The following is a 15,491-nucleotide window of genomic DNA, read 5'->3' on the forward strand; positions in this document are numbered from 1 at the left end:
CCCGGCCTTTTTCATGTCGGCAACGATGTCCGCCCCCGCGCGCGGCGGGGGCGTCCCGTCCGAGAGCCTTACGGCTTCGGCGCAGCGGGCGCGGCGGCAGCGCCCTTCTCGGTCTCGAGCTTCTTGCGCATCTCCTCGGAGCGCTTCTCCAACTCGGCCTGAAGCTTCTTCTGCTGCTCTTCCAGCACCTTCGGGTCCATGGCCGGGCCGTCGAAGGCCTTGCCGAAACCGGCCAGCGGCACCGCGAAGGTGACCTCGCGCTGGGTCTGGTTCTGCACCGAGACGTTGAGCGTGGTGCCCTTCTTCATCGCGCCGAGCAGGCCGGCCTCGACGGCGCCGGCCTCCGCGAAGCAGCCGTTCGGGAAGCAGACCGCGAACTTGCCCGGCGTCGCCTGCTGGCCGTCCACGTTGAAGCGGATGCCCGGCTGCAGGAGCAGGCCCAGCGGCAGCAGGAAGCGCACCACGCGCACCTCCTGCTTCGTCTGCGGGTTCTTCATCTCGTAGACGGCCGCCGCGAGCACCGGCTGACCCTGGTCGGAGACGAAGTCGCGGGTGGTGTAGCAGATGTCGGTGCCCGAGCCCTGATCCTTGCCGCAGACCTTGGTCCAGTCGGCTTGGCCCGGCTCCGACTTCACGTTGATGATCTGCGGGCCGTTGCCCTGCGTCTGCGCCGTCTGGTTGGTGGGCGCGGTCGGCGCCGGGGCAGCGGGGGCGGGCGCCGCGGGGGCCGCCGGCTTCTTCGGCTGGGCGAGCGCCGGCCCGGCGAGGCCCGCGATCGCGACGATGGCGGCGGCGCGCATCAGATGCGCAGGGCGGGTGGCGAACGGCATCGTCTTCTGACCCCTCTGGGTTTCGCTTGGCTTCTTGCGCGCCTCGCCGGATGACGAGGCCGTGTCGTGACGCGGGACCGTGGAACCTCGCGGCGCCGAGGCCGTCGCCGGCCCGGCTCCCGTCCGCGCCCCGGCGGGGGAACCGTCCGGCCGAACCTCGGCCGGCGCCATGCGTGTCGCGCCCGACCCGGCGGGCTCGCCGCTCGCCCGGGGCGACCGGGCGGCCTGCTTTCCCGCCGATTGAGGCGAAGGCATGACACCGGCGCCGCGGCACCGGAGATCCAGGGAAGGTCCAGGAAGGTCCGGGGACGCGTCGGCGCGTTAGCGCGCCGTTAACCATGCCGGGGCATCGATGGCAACTCGCGACGGGTCCGTCGCGTCGCCGAGGGAGACGACAGGTGCAGGCGCAGGCCACGGCGTTCCGGCGCGAGACGTCCCTGCCCGATCAGGCGGCCGGGCGAGGGCCGACGCCCGCCATCTCTCTGCCTCCGCCCAGCTCCGGCCTCGCGGGGCTGCTGCGCGCCACCGCTGCCGCCCATCCGGCCCGGGCCGCCTTCACCGATCTCGGCGACAAGCCCGGCTGGAGCGGCCGGCCCGGCATGACCTGGACCTACGGCGCGGCCGCCGAGATCGTCGCCCGGCTCGCCCGCGGCATCCGCTCCTGGCGCCTCGCGCCGGGCAGCCGGATCGGCCTCTGGTTCGCGGGCAGCAGCGAAGCCCTCGTCGCCCACCTCGCCGTGGAGGCCGCCGGACACGTCGCCTGCCCGATGCCCGCCGCCTGGGAGGAGGCGCAGGTGCTGGCCGCCGTCGAGGCCGCGGGGATCCCGGCGGTGCTGACCCAGACGCGCCTCGGCGCCCGCCGCCCGGCCGAGATCCTGTGCCGGGTCGCCCTGCAGCACTTCGCCCTGCGCTTTCTCGCCGCCTTCGGCCCGGACGTGCCCGATGGGGTTATCAACCTCGACGCCCTGGCGCTGGAGCGCGGGACCGGCCCGGCAGAGGCGCCGCCCCCCGCCCGCGGTCTCGTGAGCTTTGCCGGGCGCGATCCCGCCCGCCCGGTCTACCGTCCGGGCGAGGCGCTGCTCGCAGCGGTGGCCGTGCACCTCGCCGCCGCCCGAATCGGTCCGGGCGAGCGCCTGCTCACCCTGCTGCCGCCCGACGACCTGCGCGGCCTCGCCACCGGGCTCGGCGCTGCCCTGGTCTCGGGCGCGACCCTCGCCTGCATGCCAGTGCTCGACGCCGCCGCCCTGCGGACGGCGCTCGGCTCAGCGGCCCCCCACGGGGCCCGCGACTTTCACGGGCTCCACCTGACCGCACCCGCCTTCCTGGAGACCGCCCTGCGCGAGCTGCCGCTGGACGGCCTGCGCTCGCTGACGCTCGCCCACCGGGCCCCGGCCCGGCTGACCGCGCGCCAGCTCCGGTCCGGCCGCCTCAACGGGCCCCGCATCGTCGACGCGCTCGCCCTCGACGAGGAGGCGCTGCTCAGCCGCGCCCGCGGGGCCGACGACATCGCCCTGGCGCTCGCCGACCCAGCCGGCACGGCGCTGCCGGCCGGGCTGATGGAGCTGCGCTGCAGCGCGGACGGCGACCTGACCCTGCGCGGCACCGCCTGCCGGGCCGGCCCGATCCGCGACGGCGCACCGGCCCTGCCCGAGGCGGAGGATTGGCGTCCGGTCCCCTACCGCGCCACCCTGCTAGCCGGGACGGCGACCGGTCTCGTGCCGGCCTAACGACCGGTGCCGGCCTAACGACCGGTGCCGGCCCAGCGATTCGGGCCAGCTCGGGAGGGGACCGACGCTCCGGCAGGTGCCGACTTTTTCGGATGCATCCGCACGGGCCGGCCGTGCGGGCGCGGCGGATCGAGAAAGGATCGAGAGCGGTCTCGGTCGATCAGCCGGCATCGATGCCGGACACGGGTTTCCGCGAAGCGGGGCAGGCGGTTGCGCCCGGATCCTCGCGCACCACGGATCTATCGGAGGCTCGGCCTGGCACGGCGTTCGGCGCGGTTCATGGACCGCTCAGGTGGACCGCCCTATCTTCGCAGTGCAAACTTGCCGGCGAACCAATTCGCGCCGCCGCAAGTTATCGCCGCGGGCCTCTTCCCATGAGGCACACGATAGGATACCGCTTAAGCTTATGGGTGCGCTGCAACAAGTGCTGGTGGTCGATGACGGCGTCCGCGCCGTCGACCACTCACTCGCGGGCGAACTGGCCGAGCTCGGTTACGCCAGCGTCACGGCCTCGCTCGAGGCGGCCGACGACGTCCTCGCGGTCATCGCGCGGCCGGCCGCGGTCCTGCTCCAAGCCTCCTCCAGCCGCGACGCCGAGTATCGGCGCCGCGCCGAGCGTCTGCGGCACCAGCTGCGCGACCGGGGCATCCCGATCATCGACATCGACGCGAGCCGCACCCGCCGCTCCGGCGGTCCGGTCGACCTCCAGAGTCGCATCGGCGCCTACGTGCTGCAGGAGCCGGAGCGCTAGGGGCGCCCGATTCGGTCGTCATCCGCCTTCTAGACGCGGATGATGGCATCCGCGCGACAGCGCTTCGACACGGTGGGTCTAGACGTCGCCGCATCCCTGCGCCGTGCCGTCGCGCACAGGCCCGCGCGGTCGCGCGGCGGGGAAGCTCGCCTCAGCCGAGCACCCGCACCGGCGCACCGCCGAGCCAGGCCTCGATGTCCTCGACCGCCTCCGCGAAGTAGGTCCGGTAGTTGGCCTCGCTCACGTAGCCGAGATGGGGCAGCGCCAGCACGTTCGGCAGGGTGCGGAACGGGCTGTCGGTGGGCAGCGGCTCGGTCTCGAAGACGTCGAGCCCCGCGCCCGCGATGCGGTTCTCCGCGAGCGCCCGGACGAGGGCCGCCTGATCGACGAGGCCGGCACGGGCGGTGTTCACCAGGAAGGAAGAAGGCTTCATCCGGGCGAGATCCTCGGCCCCGATGATGCCGCGCGTCGCCTCCGACAGGACGAGGTGAAGCGTGACGACGTCGCTTTCCGCCAGCAGGGCTTCCTTGGAAGGGGCCCGCCGCACCCCCGCCGCCGCCGCCCGCGCGTCCGTGAGGTTCGGGCTCCAGGCCGCGACCTCCATGTCGAAGGCCCGGGCCACCCGCGCGATCCGGGTGCCGATCTTGCCCAGGCCCACGATGCCGAGCCGGGCGCCCGCCAGATCCGTGCCGACGCTGGACTGCCAGGGGCCGCCGGCCCGCAAGGCCGCGCTCTCCGGGACGACCCGGCGGGCGAGGGCGAGAATCAGCGCCCAGGTCAGCTCGGCCGGGGGCGCCGGATGGCTCGCCGTGCCGCAGACCGTGACGCCCTGCCGTTCCGCCGCGGCGAGGTCGATCGCGGCGTTGCGCATCCCGCTGGTGACGAGGAGTTCGAGCCGCGGCAGCCGCGCCAGCAGGGCGGCCGGAAAGGGCGTGCGCTCCCGCATGATCACCAGGATCTCGGCCGCACCGATCCGGGCCACGAGCGCGTCCGGGTCGGTGATCGTCTCGCGCAGCGCGGTCACGGCGACGCGGTCGCGGAGTCGGTCCCAGTCGGCGAAGTGCCGGGCCGCGTCCTGGTAGTCGTCGAGGATCAGGCAGGTCTTCATGCGGGTCTCCTCAGAGGGGATGCGGGGGTATGCAGGGAGATACCATTGCGCCCGGCGCGGCGTCCGTTATCTCGGGCGCGGGGGAAACTGATCCGAGGACGACACGATGCCCAAGGCGATCCGGGTTCACGAGTACGGCGGTCCCGAGGTGATGGCCTACGAGGATGTCGAGCGGCGCGAGCCCGGCCCCGGCCAGATCCGGGTGAAGCTCACGGCGATCGGCGTGAACTTCATCGACATCTATTTCCGCTCGGGCGCCTACAAGGCGGCCCAGCTGCCCTTCACGCCCGGCAAGGAGGGCGCGGGCCTCGTCGACGCGGTCGGCGAGGGCGTCACCGGGTTCAAGGTCGGCGACCGGGTCGCGACGGCCTCGGCGGAAGGCAGCTACGCCGAGGAGATGATCGTGCCGGCCGCCGGCTGCGTGCTGATCCCGGAGGGCGTGGACGACGCCACCGCCGCCGCGATGATGCTGAAGGGCCTCACCGCCGAGTACCTGCTCCACCGCACCTACAAGGTGAAGGCCGGGGACACGATCCTGTTCCACGCGGCCGCGGGCGGCGTCGGCCTCATCGCCTGCCAGTGGGCCAAGCACCTCGGCGCCACCGTGATCGGCACCGCTGGCTCGGCCGAGAAGGCGGAGCTGGCGCGTCAGCACGGCTGCGACCACGTCATCCTCTACCGCGAGGAGGACGTGGCCAAGCGCGTCCGTGAATTGACGGACGGCAAGGGCGTGCCGGTGGTCTACGACGGTGTCGGCCAGGCGACCCTGATGGGCTCCCTCGACAGCCTCGCGCCGCTGGGCCTGCTCGCGAGCTTCGGCTCGGCCTCGGGCGCGATCTCGGGCCTCGACCTGGGGCTCCTCGCCCCGCGCGGCTCGCTCTACGTCACGCGGCCGACGCTCTTCACCTTCGCGAGCCAGCGTCCGGTGCTGGAGGAGATGGCCAGGAACCTGTTCGGCGTCGTCGCGAGCGGGGCCGTGAAGATCCCGGTCCACGCGCAGCGCAAGCTCTCCGAGGCGCAAGCCGTGCACCGCGATCTCGCCGGCCGCGAGACCACCGGCTCCACCGTGATGCTGCCCTGATCCTGCGAGCCCGGGATCCTTGGATCCCGGGTCGGACCACCGGGCAAGGATGCCGGGCTCCGCCCGGACCCGCCCAAGGGCCTTGGCCCTTGGGAATCCCAGGACTTTGGGGGCAGTCCCATGCTGAGCGTGCGCGAGACCGACGTCCTGCTCGTCGTGGACGTGCAGGTGGACTTCCTGCCCGGCGGCGCCCTGGCCGTCCCCGAGGGCGACGCCGTCGTCGGACCTTGCAACGCGCTGCTGGCGCGCTTTCCCCACGCGGTGCTGACCCAGGACTGGCACCCGGCCGGGCACGCCTCCTTCCACACCAGCCACCCGGACGCGGAGCCCTTCGGCACGGTCGCGATGCCCTACGGCACCCAGGTGCTCTGGCCGGAGCACTGCGTGCAGGGCACGCCCGGCGTCGCCTTCGCGCCGGGCCTCGACGTCGCCCGGGCGGAACTGGTGATCCGCAAGGGCTACACCCACGCCGTCGACAGCTACTCGGCCTTCCTGGAGGCCGACCGCACCACCCGCACCGGCCTCGCCGGCTACCTGCGCGAGCGCGGCTTCACCCGGGTCGTGCTCTGCGGCCTCGCCACCGATTTCTGCGTCGCCTGGAGCGCGCTCGACGCCCGCGCGGCCGGCTTCGAGGCCGTGGTGGTCGAGGACGCCGTGCGCGGCATCGACCGGGACGGCTCGGTCGCCGCCGCCTGGGCCCGCATGGAGGCGGCCGGCATCGGGCGGGTACGGCTCGCCGACATCGCCTGAAGCGATCGGGGCGAACGGCCGCAGCGCCGTGACCGGCCCGCGCGGCCCGCGTTGACCTCCGACAACCGGACAGGAGGCTCCATGTCGACGAAGCACGCCAAGACCGAGACGCCGAGCGACGCCGACCTCAAGGGCAATCCCGGCATCGGCACCTCGAAGGGCATGACGGGCGGCGACCCGAAGGACCTGGAGGCGGATTCGACCTTCGAGGGCGATGTCGAGAACGAGACCACCCCCGAGGGCGGCGTCGACCCGAACCACCGCCCGCGCAAGAACGCCTGAGGCGGGCCGTGCGTCAGACCACGCTGCCGCGCAGGTCGTAGGCGTCGGCGTCCTCGATCTTCACCGTGACGATGTCGCCCGGGCGCACCGGGCGGCGGAAGCTCGCGTGGACACTGCCGTCGATCTCGGGCGCGTCGTACTTGGTGCGCCCGACCGCCACGTTGCCGCCGACCGAGTCGATGATCACCGGCAGACGCCGACCCACCTTCTGCTTCTGCAGCCGCAGGGCCACGCCCTGCTGCGCCTCCATGAAGCGGCGCTTGCGCTCCTGCTGAACCTCGGGCGGCACCGCCGCGGCGAGGTCGTTGGCGGGCGCGCCCTTCACGGGCTCGTAGGTGAAGCAGCCGACCCGCTCGAGCTTCGCCTCGCGGATCCAGGCCAGAAGCTCCTCGAACTCGGCCTCGGTCTCTCCGGGGAAGCCGACGATGAAGGTCGAGCGGATGGCCAGATCCGGACAGGTCTCGCGCCAGCGCCGGATGCGCTCCAGTTGGCGTTCCTGGTTGCCCGGCCGGCGCATGCGCTTGAGCACCGAGGGGCTCGCGTGCTGCAGCGGCATGTCGAGGTAGGGGAGCACCTTGCCCTCGGCCATCAGCGGGATGACCTCGTCCACGTGCGGGTAGGGGTAGACGTAGTGCAGGCGCACCCAGGCGCCGAGCTCGCCGAGCGCCGCAGCGAGGTCGTAGAAGCGGGCCCGCACCTCCCGGTCGCGCCAGGGGCTCGCGGCGTAGCGGGTGTCGATGCCGTAGGCGCTGGTGTCCTGCGAGACGACGAGCAGCTCCTTGACGCCGGCTTTGACCAGCTTCTCGGCCTCGCGCAGCACGTCGCCGGCCGGGCGGCTGACGAGGTCGCCGCGCAAGGACGGGATGATGCAGAAGGTGCAGCGGTTGTTGCAGCCCTCCGAGATCTTCAGATAGGCGTAGTGCCGCGGCGTGAGCTTGACGCCCTGCGGCGGGATCAGGTCGAGGAACGGGTCGTGGGCCGGCGGCACCGCCTCGTGCACCGCGGCGACCACCGACTCGTAGGCCTGCGGGCCGGTCACCGCGAGCAGGTTCGGGTACTTCTCGCGGATCTCCTCGGGCTGCGCGCCCATGCAGCCGGTGACGATGACCCGGCCGTTCTCCGCCATGGCGTCGCCGATCGCCTGCAGCGACTCGGCCTTGGCCGAATCAAGGAAGCCGCAGGTGTTGACGATGACGACGTCCGCCCCGTCGTGCTTGCGCGCGAGCTCGTAGCCCTCCGCCCGCAGGTGGGTGAGGATCCGCTCGGAATCGACCAGCGCCTTCGGGCAGCCGAGGGAGACGAAGGAGATCCGCGGCGCGCCGGCCTTCGAGGGGGCAGGGGACTCGAGGGTAGGCGACTTGGTGGGGGCAGGGGAGGCGGTCATGGCGGGTCCAAACGGCGGCGCGGGCCCGCGTGGCTCCCGAGGGCCCGCGCCGCGCTTCTGAATCGCGTGAAATCTGGAATCGTTCGCCCCTATACAGGCATCGCGCGCCGGTTGCGAGCCCGGAGGCGGGAGGGCTCCCATGCGGGCGGCAAGCCCCTCCGATGGGGCGGGCGCGGAACCCGCGCGGTGGAGGCCGGCGCCCGCACCCGGCAGGGCAGGGTGACGCCGTTCCCGCTTCCCCCGCGGCACCGCCTGTGCGAGGCGTGTCCCGGCGGAGACCGGACGCGAGAGGCCGGCCCATTCGGAGACGAGACGCGACGCGCATGTGGACCCGTGAGATCCCGTTCTGCGATCCCGCCGCGGCGGCGGCGCGGCTGCGGCACCTGCCGGGGCTCGCCTTCCTCGACAGCGCGATGCCGCACGCGACGCTCGGCCGGCACTCGATCGTCGCCGCCGACCCGTTCGGGCGCTTCCGCTTCCGCGAGGGCCGCGCCACCCTCGATGGCCGCCCGGTGCCGGGCGGCCCGATCGAGGCCCTGCGCGCCGCCCTCGCGCCCTGGCGGATCGACCGCCCAGCGGACGGGATCTTCCCGGGCGGGGCGATCGGCTACTTCGCCTACGATCTGGGGCAGGCGCTGGAGCGCGTGGCACGACCTCCCCGCCGGGCCGGGCTGACCGACGACATCGCCTTCAACCTCTACGACACGGCGCTGGTGATCGACCACGCGTCCGGCACCTGCCGGCTCGTCGCCACGGGCTTCCCGGAGACGGGGGAGGGCGCCCGCGCGGCCCGCGCCGAGGCGCGCCTGGCGCACTTCGCCGCGTTGCTGGGGCAGGGGGTCCCGGACGAGGTCCCCGCCCCCGTCCCGGCGCTCGACTGGCGCTCGAACTTCACCCGCGCGGGCTACGAGGCGGCGGTGGAGCGGGTGCGCGACTACATCCGGGCCGGCGACATCTACCAGGCCAACATCGCCCAGCGCTTCAGCGCGGACCTGCCGGCGGGGTTCGACGGCTTCGCGCTCTACCGCGCGTTGCGGGCGGCCAACCCCGCCACCTTCGGCGCTTATCTGGCTTTCGAGGGGCTCACCGTCGCCTCCAGCTCGCCCGAGCGCTTCCTGAAGCTCGCGAATCGCGCGGTCGAGACCCGGCCGATCAAGGGCACGGCCCGGCGCCTGCCCGACCCCGCGGCCGACGCGGCCGTGGCGGAGGCGCTCCGGCAGAACCCGAAGGAGCGGGCCGAGAACATCATGATCGTGGACCTCCTGCGCAACGACCTGTCGCGGGTCTGCGAGGCCCACAGCGTGCGGGTCCCGACCTTGTGCGGTCTGGAAACCTACGCGGGCGTTCACCATCTGGTCTCGGTGGTCACCGGGACGCTCCGGGACGGCCTCGACGCCCTCGACCTCGTGGCCGCCACCTTCCCGGGCGGCTCGATCACCGGGGCCCCGAAGATCCGCGCCATGGACATCATCACCGAGATCGAGGGCGACGCGCGCGAGCTCTACTGCGGCGCGATCGGCCGGATCGGCTTCGACGGGGCGCTCGACACCTCGATCGCCATCCGCACCGTCTTCATGGACGACCGCACGGCGGTGCTCCAGGCGGGCGGCGGCATCACGCTGCTCTCGGAGCCCGGCCCGGAATACGACGAGACCCTGGCCAAGGCCTCGCGGGTGTTCGAGGCCTTCGGGGGGAGGGCGCCCGCGTGAGGGCGACGGTCACGGATTCCAAAGGTCGAGACCTTTGGCGGGTGCAGGGCAGAGCCCTGCTGTCGGCTCCCTCGCCCTGGCAAAGCCAGGGCGAGGGAGCCGAAACCCGGGGCTCGCGCCCCGGGACCCCGCCCAAGGGCCTTGGCCCTTGGGGATCCCATGACCCACGGAGGTCGCGGCCATGATCCTCGTGCTCGACAACTACGACTCCTTCGTCTTCAACGTCGTCCGCTACATCGAGGAGCTCGGCGAGACGGTCCGCGTCGTGCGCAACGACGCCCTCGACGTGGCGGGCCTGCGCGCGCTCGAACCCGACGCCCTCGTCGTCTCGCCCGGCCCCTGCACCCCGGCCGAGGCCGGGATCTCGCTGCCGGCGATCCGCGAGCTCTCCGGCCACCTGCCGATCCTCGGCGTCTGCCTCGGCCACCAGGCGATCGGCGCGGCCTTCGGCGGCACGGTCGAGCGGGCGATCCGCCCGCTACACGGGCAGGCCACCCCGGTCGACCACGCGGGCGAGCGCCTGTTCCGCGGCCTGCCGGCCCCCATGCAGGTCGGGCGCTACCACTCCCTGGTGGTCCGGCCCGAGCCCGGCATGGAGCGCCACCTCGCGGTCGACGCCCGCTCCACGGAAGGGGAGGTGATGGCTCTCTCCCACCGGGAGCACCCGACCTACGGCATCCAGTTCCACCCGGAATCGGTGCTCACGGAAGACGGCCACGCCCTGTTCGCGAACTTCCTCGACCTCGCCCGCACTTGGGCGAAGGACCGGCGGACCACCGATGCTGTGGCTTGACGGAAAGCTGCAAGCGGAGACGGTCGCACCCTTCGACCTCACCGACCGGGGCCTCGGCCTCGGCGACGCGGTATTCGACACCGCGCTCGCCCGCGACGGACGGGTCGCCTTCGAGGACGCCCATATTGACCGCCTCGTCGCGGGCGCCGACACGCTGGGCTTCTCCGTCGATCCCGACCGGGCGCGGGCCGCCATGCGGGCGCTCGCCGGGACGGGCCCGCGGCTCGCGATCCGCACCACCGCGACGCGGGGCACCGGCCCGCGCGGGTTGAAGCCGCCGGCCGAGCCGCACCCCCTCCTCTACGCCACCGCGGCGCCGAGCGCGGCCGCGCTGGCCTTCGCGCCCCTGAGCCTCTGGGTCACCGGGATCGCCCGCAACGAGACCTCGCCGGTCTCGCGCCTGAAGACGCCCGCCTATCTCGACGCCGTGCTGGCCGCTCGTGACGCCGCGGCGGCCGGCTGCGACGAGGCCCTGTTCCTGAACACGCGCGGGCGGGTCGCCTGCGCCGGCACCGGCAACCTGTTCGGGATCCTCGGAGACCGCCTCGTCACGCCGCCCCTCGCGGACGGCGTGCTCCCCGGCATCGTGCGGGCGGAGGTTCTGGCGCTGGCGGGAAGCGCGGGCCTGCACCCGGAGGAGCGCTCCCTGGCGCTGCCCGAGTTGCTCTCGGCCGACGCCGTGTTCCTGACGAACTCGCTGCGGCTGATCGCGCCCGTTCGGGCGATCGGCGAGACGCCGTTCGGGAGCCCCGAACATCCGGGCCTCGCGCGCCTCGTCGCGGCCCTGGCCGAGCGGGTGACCGCATCCTGCGCCGGGCCGGACGGGCGCGCGGCGTGAGGCCGGCCGGGCAGGGGCGGGCGGTGGCGGACGGGCGCGCCTGGCTGCGGACCGCCCTCGCCGGCCTCTATGCCGGCATCGGCGCCGTGCATCTCGCCCGGCCGGACCTCCTGATGCCGATCATGCCGGACTGGGTGCCCGAGCCCCGGTTCGTGATCCTGGCGACGGGCCTTTGTGAGATCGCGGGCGCGGCGGCCCTCCTCGGCCGCCGCTTCCGCCGGGCCGCCGCGATCGGGCTCGCCCTCTACGCGGTCTGCGTCTACCCGGCGAATCTCAAACACGCTCTCGACCACATCGCGGTCCCAGGGATCCCGGATTCCTGGTGGTACCACGGACCGCGGCTCGCCTTTCAGCCGGTCCTGGTCTGGGCCGCGCTCTGGGCCGGCGGCCTGGTCGACTGGCCGGTCCGGGGATCCCGAAGGGTGTGAACCCTTCGGCAGGGTCCCCGGGGCGGCGCCCTGGGTTGGAACCTCCGATCCGGCAAAGCCGGAGCGGGGGTTCCAAATGCAGGGTTCCATCCTGCACCCCGCCAAAGGTCTCGACCTTTGGAATCCATGACCTCTCAGGAACCGCGCTCGGCCTGCTTCACCGCCAACCAGGCCGCCTCCATAGCCGCAAGATCGCTCTCGGCGAGCGATGAACCTGAGGTCCTTAGCTGCTCGGCCATTGCGGTGAAGCGGCGCTCGAACTTGGCGTTGCCCGCGCGCAGGGCTGCCTCCGGATCCACCCCGGCATGGCGGGCAAGGTTGGCCACCGAGAACAGCAGGTCGCCGATCTCCTCAGCGAGCGCGTCCCGGTCGCCCTTGCTCAGGGCCTCCGCCACCTCGTCGGTCTCCTCGCGGACCTTGTCGATCACCTGCGCGGCCTCCGCCCAGTCGAAGCCGTAGGCGGCGGCCTTGCGGGAGATCTTCTCCGCGCGGGTCAGGGCGGGGAGCGCCAGCGCCACGCCGGCCAGGGGAGGGGGCTCCACCGGCGCCTGGACGCCCGATCGGGCGGCTTTCTCGGCGCGTTCCTGCGCCTTGATCGCGTTCCAGAGCAGCGTCACCGCCTCCGGGTCACGGGTGGGCGCAGTCTCCGGCAGCAGGCGCCCTGCCCCGTCGAAGACGTGCGGGTGCCGCCGGATCAGCTTGGCGACGATCGCGCACGCCACGTCGTCGAAGCCGAAGGCGCCGGCCTCCTCGGCCATGCGGGCCTGGAACACGACCTGCAGCAGCAGGTCGCCGAGCTCGTCGCGCAGGTCGTCCATGTCGCCCCGCTCGATCGCGTCGGCGACCTCGTAGGCCTCCTCCAGCGTGTAGGGCGCGATGCTCGCGGGTGTCTGGGCGACGTCCCAGGGGCAGCCGCGGATGGGATCGCGCAGCTCGGCCATCAGCCGCAGCAGGGTCCGCATCGGCGTCTCGGTCATCGGCAGGGGCTCCGGATCGCGGTGGGAAAGAGGGGGCAGGTTGGGGACAAGCCCGTCCTATTCCCTGAATTCCATTGGGAAGAGGACGGGATCGAGGGCGTTCTCCAGAGCGAACGGAGGGACGGACCCCTTAGGAGAAGTATCAGGAAGGATTCTCAGAGAGTCAGTTCTGTAGGTTATAGGGGGTGGCGGATTTTGCTTGTGGCAGAGGGGGTTGAGACCGGTTCGCGCATCCGACTCTGCGCGGATGCGTATGCGACTCTGCGGGCCTTCGTATCGGATTCTGCGCGGTCCTGCCGGGGTGGCGTATCGGAGTCTGCGCCCGAGCGCATGCGATTCGGCGTGGAATGCCCTCTCGGGCGGTGCAGAACGGGGACAAACCGGCGACGCGGGGGCGTATCGAACTCTGCGCAGCACGCGCGCCCAGCCGGACCCCGTATCGAACTCTGCGCAGGCCGGGCCCGGCGGCCGGGGAGGGGGCTGCCGCAGTGCGGGTAGCGGATCGCGTGGATTGCCGGGACAACCCGCCCCGCCCCGCGATTCGTGCGAGACTCGCGGGGGCCGACTCGTGCGATGCAGGTTCGTTACGGCAGGGTTCCCCTGCCCGCTGACGACCCCTGGTGACGACCCCCTGGCGACGCGCAGACCTCCGACGTGACGGGCATCGAGCAGAAGCTGGCACTGATCCGCGACGCCGACCTCCTGGCAGAGGTCGAGGCGGCGCGCGGCGGCTTCCTGTTCGCGCAGATCGTCGAGCACATCCTGCACCGCCAGCGCGAGCGGGACGCCGCCCGGGCCGTGGAGGACGCTCGCGAGCAGGCCCGTGCCCGGATGGGCCGCGACCAGCGCCGCCGCGACGCGGTGCGCCTCGTCATCGAGAACGAGCCCACGGCGCCCGAGAACCTCCAGCACATCCACTCGGTGCTGGCGCTCTGCGGCCTGCCCTACCGGGATCCCGGCGCGGAGCGCGAGTTCACCCGCACCTACGGCCGCAACTCCCTGAGCCTGGTGGCCGGGCGCCTCAAGGACCCGGTCACGGGCGCCTGGGAGCCGCAGGGGCTGCCCTACGGCCCAAAGGCGCGTCTCGTGCTCCTGCACCTCTGCACCGAGGCCGTGCGCCAGCGCAGCCCCACCGTGGCGGTGGCGGACTCGCTCTCGGGCTTCATGCGCGAGATGGGCTTCGCCGTCACCGGCGGCGAGCGCGGCACCATCCGGCAGTTCAAGGAGCAGGTCCACCGGCTGGCCGCCTGCTCGATGCAGATCGGCCTCTGGGACGGGCAGGGGCAGGCGAGCACGCTCAACGTGCCGCCCTTCCGCAGCCTCGACCTCTGGCGCGCTCAAGGCGGCGGGGAGGGGCCGACATGGTCCCGCACCGTGCAGTTCCACCAGGAATTCTACGACACGCTGGTGCGCCACGCGCTCCCCGTCGACGTGCGGGCGGCGCGCGCCTTCTCGGGCTCGGCGCGCAAGCTCGACCTGCTGTTCTGGCTCGGCTACCGCCTGCGCGCCCTGCCCCGGCCCCTGCGGCTGACCTGGGCGAACCTGCACGGCCAGTTCGGGGCCGAGAACGCCAGCATCCGCAGCTTCCGGCAGGCGTTCAAGGCCGACCTCGCCCATCTCTGCGAGGTCTTCCCGAAGCTGCCGGCGAGCCTCGACGACACCGGCCTGCTGCTCCAGCCGGCCGATCCGGGCGCCCTGCTGGTGCCGCCGCGCCAGGGAATGCCGAAGGGAACGGCAAAGGGAATGAAAGCCCGGGGCTGACAGCCGCCTATTCCGACCAAATGCGGAATATTTCAGGCGTCCGACCCGCCCATTCCCTCAGCCGCCGCCCGGCCGGTCCGGCCCCGCAAACCGTCGATTGCCCGGCGCCGAACCCGTCGAATCCCGCGGGGTGTTCCGTCAGACCCGTTTCGATGCCCGTTCGGACGGAATGGAATCCATGGAAGAGCGACTGTCTTTCCTTAGAAAGTCCGGCATGTTAGGGAAAAGGAATATAGCGTTCCGTCAGGCGGCAGAGCATGGTTCCGTCAGAGGCTGAGATCGAGGCGCGTCTCGCCGAGCTGCGCCGCCGCCGCGAGGCGATCGACCGCGAGATCGCCGACCACCTGCTCTACCTCGAGCTCGGCCGCCGCCTGCGGGCCGGTGCCGGGGAGGCGGGCGGATATCCGCTCTCGGCAGCCGGGGCGGCGGGGGCCTACGCCGATCCGGGCACGCCCGGTCCGTCCGGGCCGGCCTACCCGGACCGCGCTGAGGCGGGGGCGACGGGGCCGGAGGGCGGTGCCCCGGCGCGGCGATGGACGGCGCGGGCGCCGGACTCCGGACCGGCCGTGTCGCCGGCCCCGTTCCCGGCCGGTTCGTCGGGCAAGGCCAGGGATGAGGCCAAGGGCGAGGCGCGGAGCGCGTCAGGGAGCTGGGCCGCGCCCGCGGCCCGTCCGTCCCCTCTCGCCCCGTCCCCCGTCGCGCCGTCCCCCGTCGCGCCGTCGCCCGGTCCCGCGATGCCCGTCCCGCCGACCGGCTCTTCGTCGCACGGGCTGCCCCCTGATCGGTCCTTCACCCCGTCCCCCGGGCCCGAGGGACCGCCGCCGCCGGTCTCCTTCGAGGAGGATCCGGCCGGCGCCCGGCGCTACGGCCGGGCCCTGGTCGAGGCGGCCGTCGCAGTGCTGGCCGAGGCGGGCCGGCCGATGCATGCGGGCGAGATCCTGGAACATCTGGCGGCGCGCGGCTTCGGCGTGCCGGGCCAGGATCCGGTCGCCGCCCTCAACACCCGCCTGTGGAAGCGCTCGGGCCCCGGCGGTCCCCTGCGCCGCCTCGGCGACGCCGTCTACGACCGGGC

At 73.2% G+C, this 15,491-nt stretch carries 15 protein-coding genes; 11 read left to right on the forward strand and 4 right to left on the reverse strand.

The window, feature by feature from the left end:
* Positions 1 to 68: 68 nt before the first annotated feature.
* On the reverse strand, positions 69 to 830 hold the full coding sequence (locus MFF54_RS18470) for an invasion associated locus B family protein (RefSeq protein WP_238304283.1): 762 nt from the start codon (positions 828 to 830) through the stop codon (positions 69 to 71).
* Positions 831 to 1,228: 398 nt separating this feature from the next.
* Between MFF54_RS18470 and MFF54_RS18475 the strand changes: the two genes are divergently transcribed.
* Positions 1,229 to 2,557 carry an AMP-binding protein gene (locus tag MFF54_RS18475; RefSeq protein WP_238304284.1) on the forward strand — a complete coding sequence of 443 codons (1,329 nt, stop codon included), beginning with the start codon at positions 1,229 to 1,231 and terminating at the stop codon, positions 2,555 to 2,557.
* Between the two features lie 406 nt (positions 2,558 to 2,963).
* Positions 2,964 to 3,308, forward strand: coding sequence for a hypothetical protein (locus MFF54_RS18480; RefSeq protein ID WP_238304285.1), 345 nt, complete (start codon positions 2,964 to 2,966; stop codon positions 3,306 to 3,308).
* A gap of 151 nt (positions 3,309 to 3,459) precedes the next feature.
* Here MFF54_RS18480 and MFF54_RS18485 read toward each other — a convergent pair whose 3' ends face one another.
* Entirely contained in the window at positions 3,460 to 4,416 is a 957-nt protein-coding gene (locus MFF54_RS18485) for a D-2-hydroxyacid dehydrogenase family protein (protein ID WP_238304286.1), read from the reverse strand.
* 106 nt (positions 4,417 to 4,522) lie between these two features.
* On the opposite strand from MFF54_RS18485, the gene MFF54_RS18490 reads away from it, so the two are divergent.
* The 3 genes from MFF54_RS18490 (at position 4,523) to MFF54_RS18500 (ending at position 6,529) form a co-directional block, all read left to right on the forward strand.
* Positions 4,523 to 5,497, forward strand: coding sequence for a quinone oxidoreductase family protein (locus tag MFF54_RS18490; RefSeq protein WP_238304287.1), 975 nt, complete (start codon positions 4,523 to 4,525; stop codon positions 5,495 to 5,497).
* A gap of 120 nt (positions 5,498 to 5,617) precedes the next feature.
* On the forward strand, positions 5,618 to 6,247 hold the full coding sequence (locus MFF54_RS18495; protein ID WP_238304288.1) for a nicotinamidase: 630 nt from the start codon (positions 5,618 to 5,620) through the stop codon (positions 6,245 to 6,247).
* An 81-nt stretch (positions 6,248 to 6,328) separates the two neighbouring features.
* Positions 6,329 to 6,529, forward strand: coding sequence for a hypothetical protein (locus MFF54_RS18500; RefSeq protein WP_238304289.1), 201 nt, complete (start codon positions 6,329 to 6,331; stop codon positions 6,527 to 6,529).
* 13 nt (positions 6,530 to 6,542) lie between these two features.
* On the opposite strand, the gene rimO is transcribed toward MFF54_RS18500, so the two are convergent.
* Positions 6,543 to 7,913, reverse strand: coding sequence for a 30S ribosomal protein S12 methylthiotransferase RimO (gene rimO, locus MFF54_RS18505; protein ID WP_238304290.1), 1,371 nt, complete (start codon positions 7,911 to 7,913; stop codon positions 6,543 to 6,545).
* Between the two features lie 323 nt (positions 7,914 to 8,236).
* On the opposite strand from rimO, the gene pabB reads away from it, so the two are divergent.
* The 4 genes from pabB to MFF54_RS18525 all read left to right on the forward strand — a co-directional run bounded on the left by pabB (position 8,237) and on the right by MFF54_RS18525 (position 11,681).
* Positions 8,237 to 9,622 carry an aminodeoxychorismate synthase component I gene (gene pabB / locus MFF54_RS18510; RefSeq protein ID WP_238304291.1) on the forward strand — a complete coding sequence of 462 codons (1,386 nt, stop codon included), beginning with the start codon at positions 8,237 to 8,239 and terminating at the stop codon, positions 9,620 to 9,622.
* Between the two features lie 181 nt (positions 9,623 to 9,803).
* Positions 9,804 to 10,415 (forward strand): anthranilate synthase component II, encoded by a 612-nt coding sequence (locus tag MFF54_RS18515; RefSeq protein WP_238304292.1) that lies wholly within the window; start codon positions 9,804 to 9,806, stop codon positions 10,413 to 10,415.
* Positions 10,402 to 11,253, forward strand: a complete 852-nt coding sequence (locus MFF54_RS18520) for an aminotransferase class IV (protein ID WP_238304293.1) — start codon at positions 10,402 to 10,404, stop codon at positions 11,251 to 11,253. The genes MFF54_RS18515 and MFF54_RS18520 overlap by 14 nt, the downstream gene beginning before the upstream one ends.
* 23 nt (positions 11,254 to 11,276) lie before the next feature.
* A complete protein-coding gene (locus tag MFF54_RS18525; protein ID WP_238304296.1) occupies positions 11,277 to 11,681 on the forward strand; it encodes a DoxX family protein in 405 nt (134 codons plus the stop codon).
* A 134-nt stretch (positions 11,682 to 11,815) separates the two neighbouring features.
* Here the strand turns inward: MFF54_RS18525 and mazG are convergent, their stop codons facing one another.
* On the reverse strand, positions 11,816 to 12,658 hold the full coding sequence (mazG, locus tag MFF54_RS18530) for a nucleoside triphosphate pyrophosphohydrolase (protein ID WP_238304294.1): 843 nt from the start codon (positions 12,656 to 12,658) through the stop codon (positions 11,816 to 11,818).
* A 654-nt stretch (positions 12,659 to 13,312) separates the two neighbouring features.
* On the opposite strand from mazG, the gene MFF54_RS18535 reads away from it, so the two are divergent.
* Together MFF54_RS18535 and MFF54_RS27825 are read left to right on the forward strand one after the other, a co-directional pair.
* On the forward strand, positions 13,313 to 14,419 hold the full coding sequence (locus MFF54_RS18535) for a replication protein RepA (protein ID WP_238304295.1): 1,107 nt from the start codon (positions 13,313 to 13,315) through the stop codon (positions 14,417 to 14,419).
* A gap of 257 nt (positions 14,420 to 14,676) precedes the next feature.
* Positions 14,677 to 15,491, forward strand: an 815-nt coding sequence (locus MFF54_RS27825) for a hypothetical protein (protein ID WP_373321195.1), incomplete at its 3' end; no start/stop codon positions are given.

Origin of the sequence: Methylobacterium gregans (genome assembly GCF_022179245.1) — a bacterium.
GTDB classification, from domain to species: domain Bacteria; phylum Pseudomonadota; class Alphaproteobacteria; order Rhizobiales; family Beijerinckiaceae; genus Methylobacterium; species Methylobacterium gregans.

Coding starts and splice junctions, on each gene's coding strand:
- MFF54_RS18470 (WP_238304283.1), bottom strand. CDS start 830: ATGCCGTTCGCCACCCGCCCTGCGCATCTGATGCGCGCCGCCGCCATC.
- MFF54_RS18480 (WP_238304285.1), top strand. CDS start 2,964: ATGGGTGCGCTGCAACAAGTGCTGGTGGTCGATGACGGCGTCCGCGCC.
- MFF54_RS18485 (WP_238304286.1), bottom strand. CDS start 4,416: ATGAAGACCTGCCTGATCCTCGACGACTACCAGGACGCGGCCCGGCAC.
- MFF54_RS18490 (WP_238304287.1), top strand. CDS start 4,523: ATGCCCAAGGCGATCCGGGTTCACGAGTACGGCGGTCCCGAGGTGATG.
- MFF54_RS18495 (WP_238304288.1), top strand. CDS start 5,618: ATGCTGAGCGTGCGCGAGACCGACGTCCTGCTCGTCGTGGACGTGCAG.
- MFF54_RS18500 (WP_238304289.1), top strand. CDS start 6,329: ATGTCGACGAAGCACGCCAAGACCGAGACGCCGAGCGACGCCGACCTC.
- rimO (WP_238304290.1), bottom strand. CDS start 7,913: ATGACCGCCTCCCCTGCCCCCACCAAGTCGCCTACCCTCGAGTCCCCT.
- pabB (WP_238304291.1), top strand. CDS start 8,237: ATGTGGACCCGTGAGATCCCGTTCTGCGATCCCGCCGCGGCGGCGGCG.
- MFF54_RS18515 (WP_238304292.1), top strand. CDS start 9,804: ATGATCCTCGTGCTCGACAACTACGACTCCTTCGTCTTCAACGTCGTC.
- MFF54_RS18520 (WP_238304293.1), top strand. CDS start 10,402: ATGCTGTGGCTTGACGGAAAGCTGCAAGCGGAGACGGTCGCACCCTTC.
- mazG (WP_238304294.1), bottom strand. CDS start 12,658: ATGACCGAGACGCCGATGCGGACCCTGCTGCGGCTGATGGCCGAGCTG.